The sequence below is a fragment of the Nonomuraea sp. NPDC049649 genome (assembly GCF_040675175.1).
Taxonomy (GTDB): Bacteria; Actinomycetota; Actinomycetes; order Streptosporangiales; family Streptosporangiaceae; genus Nonomuraea.
Map to the genome: position 1 here is coordinate 88,394 of NZ_JBFAOH010000004.1, position 14,938 is coordinate 103,331.

Here is a 14,938-nt window from a genome sequence, read left to right on the forward strand (position 1 = left end):
GTGGAGTGTGCGCAGGTCGTTCAAGTTCCTGCTGCGCCCCACCGTAAAGCAGGCCGCCGCGCTGGCGGCGTGCCTCGAAGACCACCGGCAGCTCTACAACGCCGCCCTGGAACACCGCCGCACCGCCTACGCCCGCGCGGGCGTGAGCGTCCGCTACCGCGACCAGTCCGCCGACCTTAAACACATCCGCAGAGATGACCCGGACAGACAGGGCCGCTGGTCGTTCTCCTCCCAACAGGCCACCCTGCGGCGGCTCGACAAGGCGTTCGGCGCGTTCTTCGCCCGCGTCAAGGCCGGGCGCACGCCGGGGTTCCCGCGTTTCAAGGGCCGGGGCTGGTTCGACACGGTGGAGTGGCCCAAGGACGGCGACGGCTGCCGGTGGGACTCCCAGCCCGAACACCGCTCGGCCACGTTCGTCCGGTTGCAGGGCGTCGGGCACGTCCGCGTCCACCGGCACCGGGCCGTGCGCGGCCGGGTGAAGACGATCGCCGTGAAGCGGGAGGGCTCCCGCTGGTTCCTGGTGCTGTCGTGCGACGAGGTGCCCGCCACACCTCTGCCCGCCGCCGGCGCGGTGGCCGGGATCGACCTGGGTGTCGCCTCGCTGGTCACCACCAGCGACGGCGCGCACGTGGCGAACCCGCGCTATCTGGCCGCCACCGCGGGCCGCCTGGCGGACGCGCAGCGAGACCTCGCCCGCAAGAAACGCGGGTCCAAGCGCCGCCGCAAGCAGGTGGCGCGGGTCGCCGCGCTGCACGGCAAAGTCCGCCGCCAGCGGCTCGATCACGCGCATAAGGCCGCGAACGCGCTGATCCGCGCTTACGACGTGATGGCTCACGAAGACCTGCGCATTACGAACATGACCCGCTCGGCGTCCGGCACGCTCGACGCCCCCGGGCGCAACGTCGCGGCGAAAGCCGGTCTGAACCGTTCGATTATGGATGCGGGTTGGGGGGTGTTCCTGACGATCCTGTCGTACAAGGCTGAAAGCGCCGGTCGAGAGCTGATCGCGGTGAACCCCGCCGACACCTCTCGCACCTGCGCCCGATGCGGGCACTGCGCTGCGGAGAACCGCGTCACCCAGGCCGAATTCCGATGTACGGGGTGCGGGCATGCCGCGCACGCCGACGTGAACGCGGCGAAGAACATCTTGAGGGCAGGGCTTGCCCTTCGCCAGGCTGCGGAAGCGGCTTAGCGAGAAGCCGCTCCCCTGAGGGAGCGGAGGAGTCACATGGTGAAACCGTAGACGGCGCGTTCTTAGGGTGCTCTTAACCCGCCTTTAGCCGTACGAGGGGAAAACTGGCGGAGTGAAGCGACTCGTCCTGGCCTGGGTGGTGACCGCGATCGCCGCGACCGGCGCGGCCGTGGCGGTGCTCGGGCTGCTCGGCGGCGGACTGACCGGCACCTCCGGCCGCGTGATGACGCAGGAGGAGGCCCGCGCCGCCCTCACCCGGGTCACCGCGACCCCGGCTCGCCCCCCGTCGAGCCCCGTTACCAAGACCCCTGGAGCAACCCCCAGTGCTGCTCCCGAGACGGAGCTGATCAGGACCGTGGGCGGCACCGTCATCGCCTCCTGCTCCGGTGACGAGGTGACGCTGCGCTCCTGGAGCCCCGCCCAGGGCTACTCGGTCGACAGCGTCGAGCCCGGTCCCGGCTCCAAGGCCGAGGTGGAGTTCGAGCCGGACGCCGACGACGCCGAGGACGTCGAGGTCAAGGTGGGCTGCGCGGACGGCCGTCCGGTCAGGCTTCACGGCTGAGGGCCTGGGCGGTCGTCTCGGCCTGCTTTCTGATCTGACCCAGGACGACGGGGTTGATCCCCTTGTCGCGGAAGGTCGCCACCATCTCGTCGAGGACCGCCCGGGCCCTGTCCAGGTCGCCCTGCCGGGCCTCCGCCCTGGCCCAGCGGCGCATCACCATGTTGAGCGTGATGTTGTCGATCGTGCCCGCCCGCGCCACCCGGGAGAGCTGCCGGACGCCCTGCTGCGGGTCGGGCGGCCGGACCCGGAGCCGCCGGTCCGCGCCGATCGACTTGAACCCGCGCTCGGCGTTGAGCCCCTGGACCATCCGGGCGTAGACCGCCAGCGGGTGCTCCGCGTACCGGTCGAGCAGCTCCTCCAGCGCCTCGTTGCCGGGCCGCAGCGCGGGCGAGTCGGAGCCGAGGAGCGAGAACAGCTTGCCCTGGTCCTCGCCCAGCATCAGCTCGGCCACCCGGTGGTCGTCGCCGGTGGCCGGGTAGCGGACCCGCACCGGGCAGGGCGGGGAGACGACGCGCGAGCCGTCGGCGGCGATGTACTGGGCGCGGATCTGGTACTCGCCGGGCTGCTGGAAGTAGTGGCCGTCGCGGCCGTGCCCGATGTAGGCGCTGCGGTACATGGCCGGGCCGGCGGCGTCGAGCAGGGTCTCGGGGGAGTGGTCGACGCAGTGCCGCATCATCGGCTGGTAGAGCAGGGTCCGGCCGCCCGGCTGGGTGATCGTGACCTGGGTGAACTCCGTGTCGGGGTGGAGGTGGCCGTGGGTGAGGCGCGGCTCGCCCGTACAGGAGAGCTTGAGCTCGACCACCACCGGCTCGCCGAACCCGAACGACTCCTTGGCCCGCACCTCCAGCCGCAGCCCGGAGTGGTCCTCCAGCGGCTGCTCGAACGGGCTCACCTCGGCCGCGCCGGCGCCGAACGGGTTGGCGCCCATGACGACGTCGTGGAAGAAGCCGTGCCGCAGGTGCGCCAGCTCGGCGTCGGTGAACTGGAAGGGGAACGCCGCCCAGTAGGCCTCCTCGCCGCCGGGCCGGTAGTTCTGCACGTAGTTCATCCAGGACAGGTCGCCGAAGCCGCCGTGCGGGCCGAGCGGCTGGGGCGGCGTGGCGAGGTTCTTCTGCCAGGAGTGGAGCAGGTTGAACGCGTGCCCGAGTTCGTGCACGTACGTGCGTAACTGGGCCCGTTGCGCCTGCGGCGAGTCGCCCTTGATCGCGTCGTGGAAGACGGCGGCGCCCTGCCGCTGGTGGGCGTCGCGGTAGTCGAACATGATGCCCCGGTAGCCGCCCACGTGCCGGCTCGCCACGAGCAGCCACACCCGCCAGGCGGGCGCGTCGCCGAACCGGCTGAACTGCTGGGTCATCGCGTGGTGCAGCTCGGCGTCGTCCCACGCCAGGTCGGGACCGGCGCCGTCGGCCGGGATGACGCCCGGCTCGGTCACGGTCAGCGCGACGCCCGCCTCCGCCCAGGCCTCCACCACGCCCAGCCTGCGCGCGGGCGACGCGGCGGGCCCCTGGAGCGTGCCGGTGTCGTACGCGACGAACGGCACGGTCCCGGCCACCGAGTCCTGTTCCAGCACGACCTCGCGGAAGTGGGGCGAGGCGAACTCCACGGGAAAATCGCGCCCGGCGACCCGCGCGGTGCCGCGCCCCCCGGCGAGCGTCACCCGCACTTTCTGATCGGGCGTCGCGGACGAGAACTCGCCCGTCCCCTCGATCCGCGTCTCATCGCCCGCCGCCGTGACGACGGGCGCCCGCACCACGAACGACGCCTCATAGGTCGTGGTCGCGCCCGCGGTGGCGAACAGGTCGCCGCTCACCCGGCCGGTCGGCCGCGGCCCGTCGACGTCGACGCGGAGCTCCAGCGCCGTATCGCCGTCCCGCCCCCGGTAAAGCCCGCTGATCATGATCGCCCCCTGGAGTCCGTGGGTCACACCCGGACCCTTCTCTCAGCGGGCGCTCGTGTCAACGGGCGCCGCGGACCCGCAGCGAGCCCAGCAGCTCCTCGGAGGCCTGGGTGATCGCCTCCACCGCCCGGTCGAACGCCTCGGCGTTGTGCGGCGCCGGGCTGCGGAAGCCGGAGATCTTCCGGACGTACTGCAGCGCCGCCGCCCGCACGTCGTCCTGGGTGACGTCCTCGGTGTACGGGGGACGCAGGGTCTTGATGCTTCGGCACATGTCTCAACCGTAATAGCCGAGCCGCTGGCTGATTTCCTGGGCGCCTTCGGCGACGGACTCGCCCACCTCGGGCAGCCGCTGCGGCGTCAGCCGGAACGACGGCCCGGACGCGCTCACGGCGGCCACGACCGTGCCGTCGACGTTCCTGATCGGGGCCGCGACGGCGTTCAGCCCCTCCTCCAGCTCCTCCACCGCGGCCGCCCAGCCGCGCTCGACGATCTCGTCCAGCCCGAGCCGGCGTTCGTCGGTGATGGTCAGCGGGGTGTACCGGTCCAGCTCGTCGGGCACTTCCAGCGCGCCGAACGCCAGCAGCACCTTGCCGCTGGAGGTGGCGTGCGGGGGAGTGCGGGCGCCCGCCCAGCTCTGCCCGCTGATCGCGGACGGGCCGCGCACCTGGCTGATGTTGACCACGTCGCCGTCGCGGGCGACCGCGATGTTGACGGTCTCGCCGACCTCCTCGGCCAGCCGCTGGCAGACCGGCCTGCTCTCCTTGGCCAGGTCGAGCTGCGCGGTGGCGGCCCCGGCCAGCCGGACCACGCCGACGCCGAGCCGGTAGCGGCCCCGGTCGCCGGTCTGCTCCACCAGCCCGCCCTGCTCCAGCGCGCCCAGGAGCCGTGAGGCGGTGGATTTGTGCACCGAAAGCTCCGTGGCGAGGTCCGTCACGCGGGTGGCGCCCTCGCGGGCGAGGATCTCCAGGATGGCGATGGCACGGTCGACGGACTGCACGGAGCTGTTGCTCATAGCGCAACAGTTTAGTCCTCAAGCCGGAAATCGCGATCTCCGGCAGGTCAGCGCAGCTCCTCGGCGAAGGCGTCGGCGATCTTCCGCATGCCCCGGGCGAGCTCGTCGCGGTCCAGCGCGTCGATCCGCGCGGCCGGGCCCGACACCGACATGGCGGCCAGCACCCGGTCGCCGTCGCTCACCGGGACCGCCAGGCAGTGCACGCCCAGCTCCTCCTCGCCCAGGTCGAGCGCGTAGCCGCGGTCGCGCACCGCGTCCAGCTCGGCGAGCAGGCCGTCGGCGGTGGTGATGGTGTGGGGTGTGCGGCGCGGCATGCCGGTGCGCCGCAGTAGCGTGACCGCCTCCTCGGGGCTCCGCCACGCCAGCAGCACCTTGCCCACCGCCGTGCTGTGAGGCAGCACCCTCCTGCCGACCTCGGCGAACATCCGCAGCCTGCGCGGCGACTGCGCCTGCGCCACGTAGACGACGAAGTCGCCTTCGAGCACCGCCAGGTTGGCCGTCTCGCCCGACAGCTCCACCATCCGGGCCAGATGCGGCTGCGCCCAGACGCCGACCATGCCCTCGGCCACGCCGCCGAGCCGCACCAGCCCGCCGCCCAGCGCGTACCGCCGGTCGGACTCCTGCCGCACGTAACCGCGCGCCAGCAGGGTCTGCAGCAGCCGGTGGATGGTCCCGTACGGCAGCCCCGTGCGGGCGGCGATCTCCGACAGGCTCGCCTCGCCGCCCCGCTCGGCCAGCGCCTCCAGCACGTCGAGCGCCCGCTCGACCGACTGCACGCTCACAGCGCGGCCCCGCGCAGCGACGCGTCCAGCACCTCGGCGGTGTGCGCTACCCGGATCGCCGTCCCTCGGCGGCGCATCGCGGCGGCGATCTGCATGGTGCAGCCCGGGTTCGCCGAGACCAGCAGCTCGGCGCCGGTCGAGGCGACCGCCTCGGCCTTGAGGTCGCCCAGGTCGCGGGCCGCCTCCGGCTGGAAGATGTTGTAGGTGCCGGCCGAGCCGCAGCAGATCGCCGCGTCGGGCACCTCGCGCACGGTCAGCTCCGGGATGCCGCGCAGCAGCTCGCGCGGCTGCGACCGGATGCCCTGGGCGTGCGCCAGGTGACACGCGTCGTGGTAGGCCACGGTCAGCGGCAGCGGCCGCCGCTCGGCGACCGGCCCCAGCGCGACCAGGAACTCCGACAGGTCCATCACCCGGAAGCCGGGCTCCTCGCCGAGCAGGTCGCCGTACTCCTTCATGGACGAGCCGCACCCGGCCGCGTTGACCACCACCGTGTCCACGCCCGCCTTGCGGAAGGCCCGGATGGTGCGCCGGGCCAGCCGCCTGGCCTGCTCGGGCCGACCGGCGTGCACGCTCAGCGCCCCGCAGCAGCCCTGCCCGGCCGGGATCAGCACGTCGCAGCCCTCCAGCGCGAGCACCCGCGCGGTGGCCGCGTTCACCTGCGGGAAGAACTCGCCCTGCACGCACCCGGCGAGCATGCCGACCACGGCCCGCCGCGGCCCTCTGGCCCGCACCAGGCGGGGCAGCCGCTGCCGCCGCCGCACCTCGGGTGCCAGCGCCGCCAGCGCGCCCAGGCTCGGGTGCGCCCGCTCCAGGAACGGCGCCAGCCGCCGCACCAGGCCTGTGCCCGGCCGCAGCAGCCGCAGCCTGCGCGGGTACGGGAACAGCCCGAACACCAGGCCGCGCACCGCCCGCTCCTGCGGGTCGCGCTCGTGCTCCCGCTCCACCACGGCCCTGGTCTGCTCGATCAGCCGGTCGTACCGCACCCCGGAAGGGCAGGCGGTCACGCAGGCCATGCAGCCCAGGCAGGCGTCGAAGTGGCCCGCCATCTCCGGGGTCACCGGCGTGCCCTCCACGTGCTGCTTCATCAGGTGGATCCGGCCGCGCGGGGAGTCCATCTCCTCGCCCCACAGCACGTACGTGGGACAGGTCGGCAGGCAGAACCCGCAGTGCACACAGTCGCCGATCAGCTTCGGGTCGGGCCCGGCGGTCATCTCAGATCCCTCCCGCGAACCGGCCGGGAGACATCAAGCGCCCCGGGTCGAACCGTTCCTTCACCCGCCGCATCAGCGGCAGCGCGCCGACGCGCCCCCACCGCTCGACGCTCTCGTACGGAGTCGCGTGCACGACGAGCCGGGCGCCGAGGCCCTCCAGCCGCTCGCGCAGCGCGGCCACCGCGCCCGAGACCTTCTCCTCGTCCTGCTCATCCTGCTCGCCCCAGAGCTCCAGCCAGAGCCGGCCCGTCACCGCCGAGCCGCGCAGCGAGAAGCCGCTGTAGTGGACGGCGTCGAGCACCCCCGTCAGCGCGGCGGGCGGGTAACGCACCTCGGCCAGCAGCCCGTCGTCCACGATCAGCCCCCACTGCGGTGGCGGCTCCTCGCGCACGCCGGTCACCGCGCCGCTCACCACCTGGTCCATCCGCTCGGCCAGCGCCCGCGCCCGGCCGGCCGCCGCGGCGCCCTCCACCAGGACCGTCATCCAGACCGGCCCCTGCCCGTGCGGCCAGTCGAGCTCGACCGCGCTCGGCTCCTCCTGGGCGGCGGCCAGCATCGCGGCCAGCTCCCGCAGCTGGCACGGCCCGCGCTCCGACACCGGGGGCGGCTCGACCACGGCCACGATCCAGCGCCGGTCGGCGGGCAGCGGGTGGAGCCGGAACGTCGCATCGGCGATCACGCCGAGCGTGCCGAAGGAGCCGGTGAAGAGTTTGCCCAGGTCATAACCGGCGACGTTCTTGACGACCTTGCCGCCCGAGCGCGCGACGGTGCCGTCGGGCAGCACGACGGTGATGCCGATGAGCAGGTCGCGGGCCGTGCCGTAGCGGAAGGCGCGCGGCCCCGCGACCGCGGCGGCGAGCGTACCACCAATCGTGGTGCCTTCGGTGAACGGGACGTCGAGAGCCAGCTCCTGGCCGCTTCCGGCCAGCTCCGCCGCCAGCCGGTCCATGGTCACCCCGGCCTGCGCGCGGACCACCAGATCGCCGGCCGCGTGCTCGACGATCTCGTTCATACAGCACAGGTCGAGCAGCACGTCCAGCCGCTCCGGAGGCGCCCCCCAGTGCAGCTTGGTGCCGCCGCCCGCGGGCACGACCGCGAGATCGCGGGCCGAGCAGGCGCGCAGCACGGCCGAGATCTCCTCGACCGACTCCGGCAGCGCCACCCAGCGCGGCGTCACCCCGCCCACGGCGTCCGCCGGACCCGCCTCCCTGACCGTGACCCCGGCCAGATCCTCAGAGAGCATCAGAACTGCTCCGCCTTCCCGGACTCCACCAGCGGGTGCACGCCCTTGCGCACGCCCGGCACCTCGCCGCAGAGCCGCGGCGTGGGGAACACCTTGCCGGGGTTCGACAGGCCGCGGGGGTCGAACGCGCACCGTACGAGCTGCATGGTGTCCAGATCGTCGTCGGAGAACATGCGCGGCATGTATCTCGCCTTGTCCACGCCCACCCCGTGCTCGCCGGTGATCGAGCCGCCGTGCTCGATGCACAGGTCCAGGATCGCGCCCGAGACCGTCTCGGCCCGCTCGCCCGCGCCCGGCTCGGCGTCGTCGAACAGCACCAGCGGGTGCAGGTTGCCGTCGCCGGCGTGGAACACGTTCGCCACCCTGATCCCGTGCTCGGCCGACAGCCGGTCGATCGCGGCCAGCACGCGCGGCAGCGCGGTGCGCGGCACCACGCCGTCCTGCACGATGTAGGCCGGGCTGATCCGCCCGACGGCGGCGAACGCCGACTTGCGGCCCTTCCAGATCGCCGCCCGCTCCGCCTCGCCCGCCGCCACGCGCAGCTCGAACGCGCCCGAGCAGATCTCCCGCAGCCGCGCGAACTGCAGCTCGACCTCGGCGGCCGGGCCGTCCAGCTCGACGATCAGCACCGCCCCGGCGCCGCGCGGGTAGTCGCAGGCCACCGCCGCCTCGGCGGCCTCGATGGCCAGCGCGTCCATCATCTCGATCGCGGCCGGGACGATGCCCGCCGCGATGATGTCCGACACGGCCTTGCCGCCCTGCTCGATGGTCTCGAAGGCGGCCAGCACGGTGGTGACAGACTCGGGCGCCCGGCTCAGCCGTACAGTGATCTTGGTGGCGATGCCGAGCGTGCCCTCCGAGCCGATGAACGCGCCCAGCAGGTCGTAGCCCGGGTCCATCAGGTCGAGCGTCACCAGGTCACCGTCCGGGGTGACGATCTCGCAGGCCTCGACGTGGTTGACGGTGAAGCCGTACTTGAGGCAGTGGGCGCCGCCGGAGTTCTCCGCCACGTTGCCGCCGATCGAGCAGATCTGCTGGCTGGACGGGTCGGGCGCGTAGTAGTAGCCCTGGTCGCGGACCGCCTCGGTGATCGCCAGGTTGGTGACCCCCGGCTCCACCACGGCCCGCCGGTTGGGCAGGTCGACCTCCAGGATCCGGCGCATCCTGGAGGTGACCACGAGCACGCCGTCCTCGCGGGGCAGCGCGCCGCCGGACAGGCCCGTGCCCGAGCCGCGGGCCACGAAGGGCACCGCGAACTCGTTGCACAGCCTGACCACGGCCGCCACCTGCTCGGCGGTTTCGGGAAGCACGACCACGCCAGGCGTGGCCCGGTGGTAGGTGAGACCGTCACACTCGTAGGTACGCAGCCGCACCGGGTCGGTGATCACCCCGTCTGCGGGCAGCACCTCGCGCAGCGCCGCCGTCAGTGTGTCCAGCATGGCGCCTCCAGGGAACTCGGCCTCCCGTTACTGCCAATATATGGCCGCATTTACGGCATTCGGGCGTACGCCGGAAGGGTCAGGAAGTCGATGAAATCATCGTCCAGCGCGACCTCCTTGAACAGCGCCGTCGCCTGCTCGAACAGCTTCTCGTCGTAGCCCGGCTCGGCCGAGATCTTCTCCAGCTCCTCGCCGATGATCCGCTCGACCAGCTCCTTGGTGACCTGCGCCCCGGTGTCGGCGAGCGTGATGTCGTTGTGGATCCACTGCCAGATCTGCGAGCGGGAGATCTCGGCCGTGGCCGCGTCCTCCATCAGGTTGTGGATGGCCACCGCGCCCTGCCCGCCCATCCACGCGGCCAGGTAACGCAGCGCCACGTCCACGTTGTTGCGCAGGCCCGCCTCGGTGATGTCGCCCGGCGTCTCGGAGACGGCCAGCAGGTCGGCGGCCGTGACCGTGACGTCCTCGCGGAGCCGGTCGAGCTGGTTGGGCCGGTCGCCGAGCACGCCGTCGAAGACCTCGCGGCAGACCGGCACCAGGTCGGGGTGCGCCACCCAGGAGCCGTCGAAGCCGTCGCCCGACTCGCGGGTCTTGTCGGCGCGGACCTTCTCCAGCGCGACCGTGTTCACCTCCGGGTCGCGCCGCGACGGGATGAACGCCGCCATCCCGCCGATCGCGTGCGCGCCCCGCTTGTGGCAGGTGCGCACCAGCAGCTCGGTGTACGCGCGCATGAACGGGGCGGTCATGGTCACCGCGTTCCGCTCGGGCAGCAGGAACTCGCGGCCCCGGGTGCGGAAGCACTTGATCACGCTGAACAGGTAGTCCCAGCGGCCCGCGTTGAGCCCCGCCGAGTGCTCGCGCAGCTCGTACAGGATCTCCTCCATCTCGAACGCGGCCGGGTAGGTCTCGATGAGCACGGTCGCCCGGATCGTGCCCTGCGGGATGCCCAGCAGCTCCTGGGCGCGGGTGAACACGTCGTTCCAGAGCCGCGCCTCAAGGTGCGACTCCAGCTTCGGCAGGTAGAAGTACGGGCCCTTGCCCTTGTCGAGCTGCCGCCGGGCGCAGTGGAAGAAGTAGAGACCGAAGTCGAACAGCGACGCCGCCACCGGGGCGCCGTCGACCTGCGCGTGCTTCTCGTCCAGGTGCCAGCCGCGCGGGCGGACCACGATCGTGGCCAGCTCCTCGTCGGGACGGAGCGCGTAGGACTTGCCGCCGGTCTCGAAGTCGATCGTACGGTCGAGCGCCTCGCGCAGGTTGAGCTGGCCGAGCACGCAGTTCTCCCAGAGCGGGGAGTTGGCGTCCTCGAAGTCGGCCAGCCAGACCTTCGCGCCGGAGTTGAGCGCGTTGATGGTCATCTTGCGGTCCACCGGCCCGGTGATCTCCACCCGCCGGTCCTCCAGGCCGGGCGCGGGCGGCGCGACCTGCCAGTCGCCCTCCCGGATCTGCTTGGTCTCGGGCAGGAAGTCGAGCGTGCCGCCGGCCGCCAGCTCCCGCTGCCTGGCCTGGCGGGCCTCCAGCAGCTCCAGCCGCCTGGCGCCGAACTCCCGCTGCAGCGTCGTGACGAACGCGAGCGCCTCGGGCGTGAGGACCTCGTCGAACCGGTCGAGCATCGGGCCCGTGATCTCCATGGTGCGATCTCTTTTCCGCTATGTGGAAAACTGATTCTGGATTATGGAAGGGAAGGTACGCCACCCCGGCTCACAGGGTCAAAGCCGGGGTGCTTTCCGGGGCATCCCCGATGCGCCCCGGTGTCATGCGCCGGGAAGATCGGGCCCATGAAGAGGATCGCGATCGCGGGAGGCCTGCTGACGTCGGCCGCGCTGCTCACCAGCGGGCTCACCGGCTGCGGGCTGACGAGCGCCGCCGGGCCCGCCGAACAGGACAAGGCCTCCTACGAGGTGACGGAGAAGGTCACCAGGCTGGAGGTGCGCAACGGCTCCGGCGACACGCTCATCACCGAGACCGGCGGCGGCTCGGTGAAGGTCGACGAGACCCTGCACTGGCGCGGCAACAGGCCCGAGACCGAGCACACGGTCGACGGGGACACGCTGCTGATCACGTACCGCTGCCCCCCGAGGCCGGGCAGCTGCAGCGTGAACTACAAGATCCAGATCCCCGAGGGCCTGGAGGTCAAGGCCGAGGCCGGGTCCGGCGACATCACGCTCAGGTCGCTGTCCGGGCCGCTGACCGTCAGCTCCGGCTCCGGCTCGCTGGACGGCTCCGGCCTGACGGGCAAGACTGTCCTCGCCGAGGCCGGCTCGGGCGACATCGAGCTGGAGTACGAGACGGCACCCGAGCGCGCCGAGGCCGAGGCGGGCTCCGGCGACGTCACCCTGCGCGTCCCCGACGGGAGCTACGACGTGGCCGCCGAGGCCGGCAGCGGCGACACCACGGTCTCGGTGCGGGCCGACCGGAACGCGCCGCACAAGATCAAGGTGTCGGCGGGATCGGGCGATGTCAGCGTGCTGCCGAAATAACCGGGTGTTGCCGGTGGGGATGTCATGCCACCATCGGGGAAGACACCCAGGTGTTCAGACGTTTCCCGATAAGAGATGACACATATGCACGAATTTCCCGCGTTCAGCGAGTACGAGACCGGCGACATGGACCTCGAGGAGCGTCAGGCGCTGCGGCGCGTGGCAGGCCTCTCCACCGAACTCGACGACATCACCGAGGTCGAATACCGGCAACTACGGCTCGAGCGGGTCGTTCTCGTCGGGGTCTGGACCTCGGGCACGGCGGAAGACGCGGAGAACTCGCTCCAGGAGCTGAAGCTGCTGGCCGAGACGGCGGGCTCCCAGGTCCTGGAGGGCCTGATCCAGCGCCGCAGATACCCCGACTCCGCCACCTACATCGGCTCCGGCAAGGCGCAGGAGCTGCGCGACGTGGTCGAGTCGACCGGCGCCGACACGGTGATCTGCGACGGCGAGCTGAGCCCCGGCCAGCTCCGCCAGCTCGAAGAGGTCGTCCAGGTGAAGGTCATCGACCGTACGGCGCTGATCCTCGACATCTTCGCCCAGCACGCCAAGAGCCGGGAGGGCAAGGCCCAGGTCGAGCTCGCCCAGCTCCAGTACCTGCTGCCGCGCCTGCGCGGCTGGGGCGGCAGCCTGTCCCGGCAGGTCGGCGGCCAGGCGGCCGGCGGCGTCGGCATCGGCGGCCGCGGCCCCGGTGAGACCAAGATCGAGCTGGACCGCCGCCGCATCCGCGAGCGGATGGCCAAGCTGCGCCGCCAGATCAAGGGCATGTCCACCACCCGCGAGACCATGCGCCAGCGCCGCCAGCGGCGCGAGGTGCCCGCGGTCGCCATCGCGGGCTACACCAACGCCGGCAAGTCCTCGCTGCTCAACCGGATCACCGGGGCGGGCGTGCTGGTGGAGGACGCGCTGTTCGCCACCCTCGACCCGACCGTGCGCCGCTCGCGCACGCCCGAGGGCCGGGTGTTCACGATCGCCGACACCGTCGGGTTCGTCCGCCACCTGCCGACCCAGCTCGTCGAGGCGTTCCGCTCCACGCTGGAGGAGGTGGGCGAGGCCGACCTGATCCTGCACGTGGTCGACGGCTCCCACCCCGACCCGGAGGGCCAGCTCTTCGCGGTCCGCGAGGTCTTCCGGACCATCGAGGGCGCCTCCGACATCCCCGAGATCGTGGTGATCAACAAGGCCGACGCGGCCGACCAGGACGTGCTCGACCGCCTCTCCAGGCGCGAGCGCGACAGCGTCGTGGTCTCCGCCCGCACCGGCGCCGGCATCCCCGAGCTGATGGACCTCATCGAGCGGCGGCTGCCGCGCCTGGACTACGAGGTCACGCTGCTCGTCCCGTACGACCGCGGCGACCTGATCTCGCGGGCCCACAAGGAGGGCGAGGTGCTCTCGGTGGACCACGTCGGCGACGGCACGGTCCTGCACGCCCGCGTGCTGCCGAGCCTCCACCAGGAGCTCGTGCGGGCCGGCAAGCCGGTCGAACGCGTCTCCTGACCGTACGGGCAGCTCTGGCCGCGAAGAGTGGTGCAGGGCTGCCCGCCCACGGCAGTAGTCCGGCAACGCTCGGATTGCTAGGATTAGCCAAACCTTTCGACTTTGACGACACGGGTTGACGGATGACGGCTGCTGCGCACCAGGGACCACGTGGGGGCCCGTGGTCGGCGGTGTGCCAGGGTTGCGGTTGGGACTATTGGGCTTTCTTCCGAATAACCCTGTACAGCGAGCCCGCTTGTGAAATAACGTAACTGAACTGAAATCGCCGGATCATGAGTCCGGCGATACGGTCACCGCACAGCATTTGCGGATGAGAGCAGGAGACCCCCCATGTCGTCCGGACCCGGAGCGGACTCAGTGGGCGCGGCACAGGCCGTGCGCTGCGTGCTGCCCGCATGTGGGGCGGTGATGCGGTGACCGTTCGGCTGCTGACCAACATCGGCCGCCTGTGGACCGGCAACGAGGTCCTCAGCAACGCGGCCATCCTCGTGCACAACGACCGCATCGCGTGGGTCGGGCGGGCACCCGACCTGCCGCAGAGCGTCCCCGGCGTCGTCGACGACATCGTCGACGTCGACCACGTCGAGAACCTGAGCGGCGCGCTCGTCACGCCCGGTCTCATCGACGCCCACACCCACCCCGTCTACGCCGGCAACCGCTACGCCGAGCTGGCCATCCGCACCGGCGGCTCCACCTCGGCGTCCATAACCGCCGCCGGCGGCGGCGTCGGCTCCACCGTCACCGTGACGCGCGGCACCGACCCGTGGACGCTCTGCAACGGCGTCCGCGAGCGGCTGCGCGACTGGCTGCTCAACGGCACCACCACCGTCGAGGCCAAGACCGGCTACCACCTCACCCGCGACGGCGAGCTCGCCGACGTGCGGCTCCTGCGCGAGCTGGAGAAGGAGCCGATGATGCCGCGGGTGCACGTCACCTTCCTCGCGGCGCACGTGGTCCCGCCTGAATACTTCGGCCGGCAGCGCGAGTACGTCGAGGCCGTGGGCTCCTGGTGCGCCGACGCGGCCGCGGCCGGCGCCGACAGCGTCGACGTCTACTGCGACGAGGGCCACTTCACCACCGAGGAGTCCCGCTGGGTGCTCGCCTCGGGCCGCAACGTGGGCCTGCTGCCGCGCATCCACGCCGGCATCTTCAGCCGCCGCGGCGCCGTCCAGCTCGCCGCCGAGCTCGGCTGCGCCTCCGCCGACGGGCTGCACCACATGTCCGAAGAGGACATCGCGATCATGTCCCGTTACGGGGTGCCCGCCGTGGTCTGCCCCGCCACCGCCCTCCAGCGCGGCCACCTGCCGCCGGTCCGCCAGATGATCAAGCACGGTGTGCAGATCGCGCTCGGCAGCGACCACAACCCCGGCTACTGCGGCATCACCTCGATGTCGCTGGTCATCGCGATGGCGGTGTCGGCGTTCGGGATGAGCGTCAACGACGCGCTGCGGGCGGCGACGCTGGGCGGCGCGACCGTGCTCGGCGCGCCCGACCGCGGGGTGCTGCAGCCGGGGCGGCTCGCCGACATCGTGCAGTGGGACGCCGACCACGAAGGCGCCTTCGCCTGGTCCTTCGGTCTGAAGCCGCGCCGCGTCTGGCGGGGTGGGACGCCCGTTCAGTAGTTAA

13 protein-coding genes are annotated in these 14,938 nt (G+C 72.0%); 5 read left to right on the top strand and 8 right to left on the bottom strand.

Going from position 1 to position 14,938, the window contains the following annotated elements:
- Positions 1-7 precede the first annotated feature (7 nt).
- Both AB0J42_RS07575 and AB0J42_RS07580 read left to right on the top strand, forming a co-directional pair.
- Positions 8-1,192, top strand: a complete 1,185-nt coding sequence (locus tag AB0J42_RS07575) for a transposase (protein ID WP_364290020.1) — start codon at positions 8-10, stop codon at positions 1,190-1,192.
- Between the two features lie 112 nt (positions 1,193-1,304).
- A complete protein-coding gene (locus AB0J42_RS07580) occupies positions 1,305-1,754 on the top strand; it encodes a hypothetical protein (protein ID WP_364290022.1) in 450 nt (149 codons plus the stop codon).
- Here AB0J42_RS07580 and AB0J42_RS07585 read toward each other — a convergent pair.
- Genes AB0J42_RS07585 through aceB form a run of 8 tightly spaced genes read right to left on the bottom strand, consistent with a single transcriptional unit; the run spans position 1,738 to position 10,966 of the window.
- Positions 1,738-3,678, bottom strand: a complete 1,941-nt coding sequence (locus tag AB0J42_RS07585; protein ID WP_364290024.1) for a hypothetical protein — start codon at positions 3,676-3,678, stop codon at positions 1,738-1,740. The two genes, AB0J42_RS07580 and AB0J42_RS07585, sit on opposite strands and share 17 nt — an antisense overlap.
- Before the next feature lie 31 nt (positions 3,679-3,709).
- Positions 3,710-3,922: a DUF2277 domain-containing protein gene (locus tag AB0J42_RS07590; RefSeq protein ID WP_364290026.1), complete on the bottom strand. Its 213-nt coding sequence runs from the start codon at positions 3,920-3,922 to the stop codon at positions 3,710-3,712.
- Positions 3,923-3,925: 3 nt separating this feature from the next.
- On the bottom strand, positions 3,926-4,663 hold the full coding sequence (locus AB0J42_RS07595) for an IclR family transcriptional regulator (RefSeq protein ID WP_364290028.1): 738 nt from the start codon (positions 4,661-4,663) through the stop codon (positions 3,926-3,928).
- 47 nt (positions 4,664-4,710) lie between these two features.
- Complete coding sequence (locus AB0J42_RS07600) at positions 4,711-5,445, bottom strand: IclR family transcriptional regulator (protein WP_364290030.1); 735 nt, start codon at positions 5,443-5,445, stop codon at positions 4,711-4,713.
- Positions 5,442-6,656, bottom strand: coding sequence for a heterodisulfide reductase-related iron-sulfur binding cluster (locus AB0J42_RS07605; RefSeq protein WP_364290032.1), 1,215 nt, complete (start codon positions 6,654-6,656; stop codon positions 5,442-5,444). Before AB0J42_RS07605 ends, AB0J42_RS07600 begins: the two co-directional genes overlap by 4 nt.
- 1 nt (position 6,657) lies before the next feature.
- On the bottom strand, positions 6,658-7,899 hold the full coding sequence (locus tag AB0J42_RS07610) for an FAD-binding oxidoreductase (RefSeq protein WP_364290034.1): 1,242 nt from the start codon (positions 7,897-7,899) through the stop codon (positions 6,658-6,660).
- Positions 7,899-9,338 carry an FAD-linked oxidase C-terminal domain-containing protein gene (locus tag AB0J42_RS07615; protein ID WP_364290036.1) on the bottom strand — a complete coding sequence of 480 codons (1,440 nt, stop codon included), beginning with the start codon at positions 9,336-9,338 and terminating at the stop codon, positions 7,899-7,901. The genes AB0J42_RS07610 and AB0J42_RS07615 overlap by 1 nt, the downstream gene beginning before the upstream one ends.
- Positions 9,339-9,388: 50 nt before the next feature.
- Positions 9,389-10,966 (bottom strand): malate synthase A, encoded by a 1,578-nt coding sequence (gene aceB, locus AB0J42_RS07620; protein WP_364290038.1) that lies wholly within the window; start codon positions 10,964-10,966, stop codon positions 9,389-9,391.
- Between the two features lie 147 nt (positions 10,967-11,113).
- Between aceB and AB0J42_RS07625 the strand changes: the two genes are divergently transcribed.
- The 3 genes from AB0J42_RS07625 to hutI all read left to right on the top strand — a co-directional run bounded on the left by AB0J42_RS07625 (position 11,114) and on the right by hutI (position 14,934).
- Entirely contained in the window at positions 11,114-11,815 is a 702-nt protein-coding gene (locus AB0J42_RS07625; protein ID WP_364290040.1) for a DUF4097 family beta strand repeat-containing protein, read from the top strand.
- Positions 11,816-11,899: 84 nt separating this feature from the next.
- Positions 11,900-13,312, top strand: a complete 1,413-nt coding sequence (gene hflX / locus AB0J42_RS07630) for a GTPase HflX (RefSeq protein ID WP_364290042.1) — start codon at positions 11,900-11,902, stop codon at positions 13,310-13,312.
- 413 nt (positions 13,313-13,725) lie between these two features.
- Complete coding sequence (gene hutI / locus AB0J42_RS07635) at positions 13,726-14,934, top strand: imidazolonepropionase (protein WP_364290044.1); 1,209 nt, start codon at positions 13,726-13,728, stop codon at positions 14,932-14,934.
- Positions 14,935-14,938 lie beyond the last annotated feature (4 nt).

Coding starts and splice junctions, on each gene's coding strand:
- AB0J42_RS07590 (WP_364290026.1), bottom strand. CDS start 3,922: ATGTGCCGAAGCATCAAGACCCTGCGTCCCCCGTACACCGAGGACGTC.
- AB0J42_RS07595 (WP_364290028.1), bottom strand. CDS start 4,663: ATGAGCAACAGCTCCGTGCAGTCCGTCGACCGTGCCATCGCCATCCTG.
- AB0J42_RS07605 (WP_364290032.1), bottom strand. CDS start 6,656: ATGACCGCCGGGCCCGACCCGAAGCTGATCGGCGACTGTGTGCACTGC.
- AB0J42_RS07610 (WP_364290034.1), bottom strand. CDS start 7,899: ATGCTCTCTGAGGATCTGGCCGGGGTCACGGTCAGGGAGGCGGGTCCG.
- AB0J42_RS07615 (WP_364290036.1), bottom strand. CDS start 9,338: ATGCTGGACACACTGACGGCGGCGCTGCGCGAGGTGCTGCCCGCAGAC.
- aceB (WP_364290038.1), bottom strand. CDS start 10,966: ATGGAGATCACGGGCCCGATGCTCGACCGGTTCGACGAGGTCCTCACG.
- AB0J42_RS07625 (WP_364290040.1), top strand. CDS start 11,114: ATGAAGAGGATCGCGATCGCGGGAGGCCTGCTGACGTCGGCCGCGCTG.
- hflX (WP_364290042.1), top strand. CDS start 11,900: ATGCACGAATTTCCCGCGTTCAGCGAGTACGAGACCGGCGACATGGAC.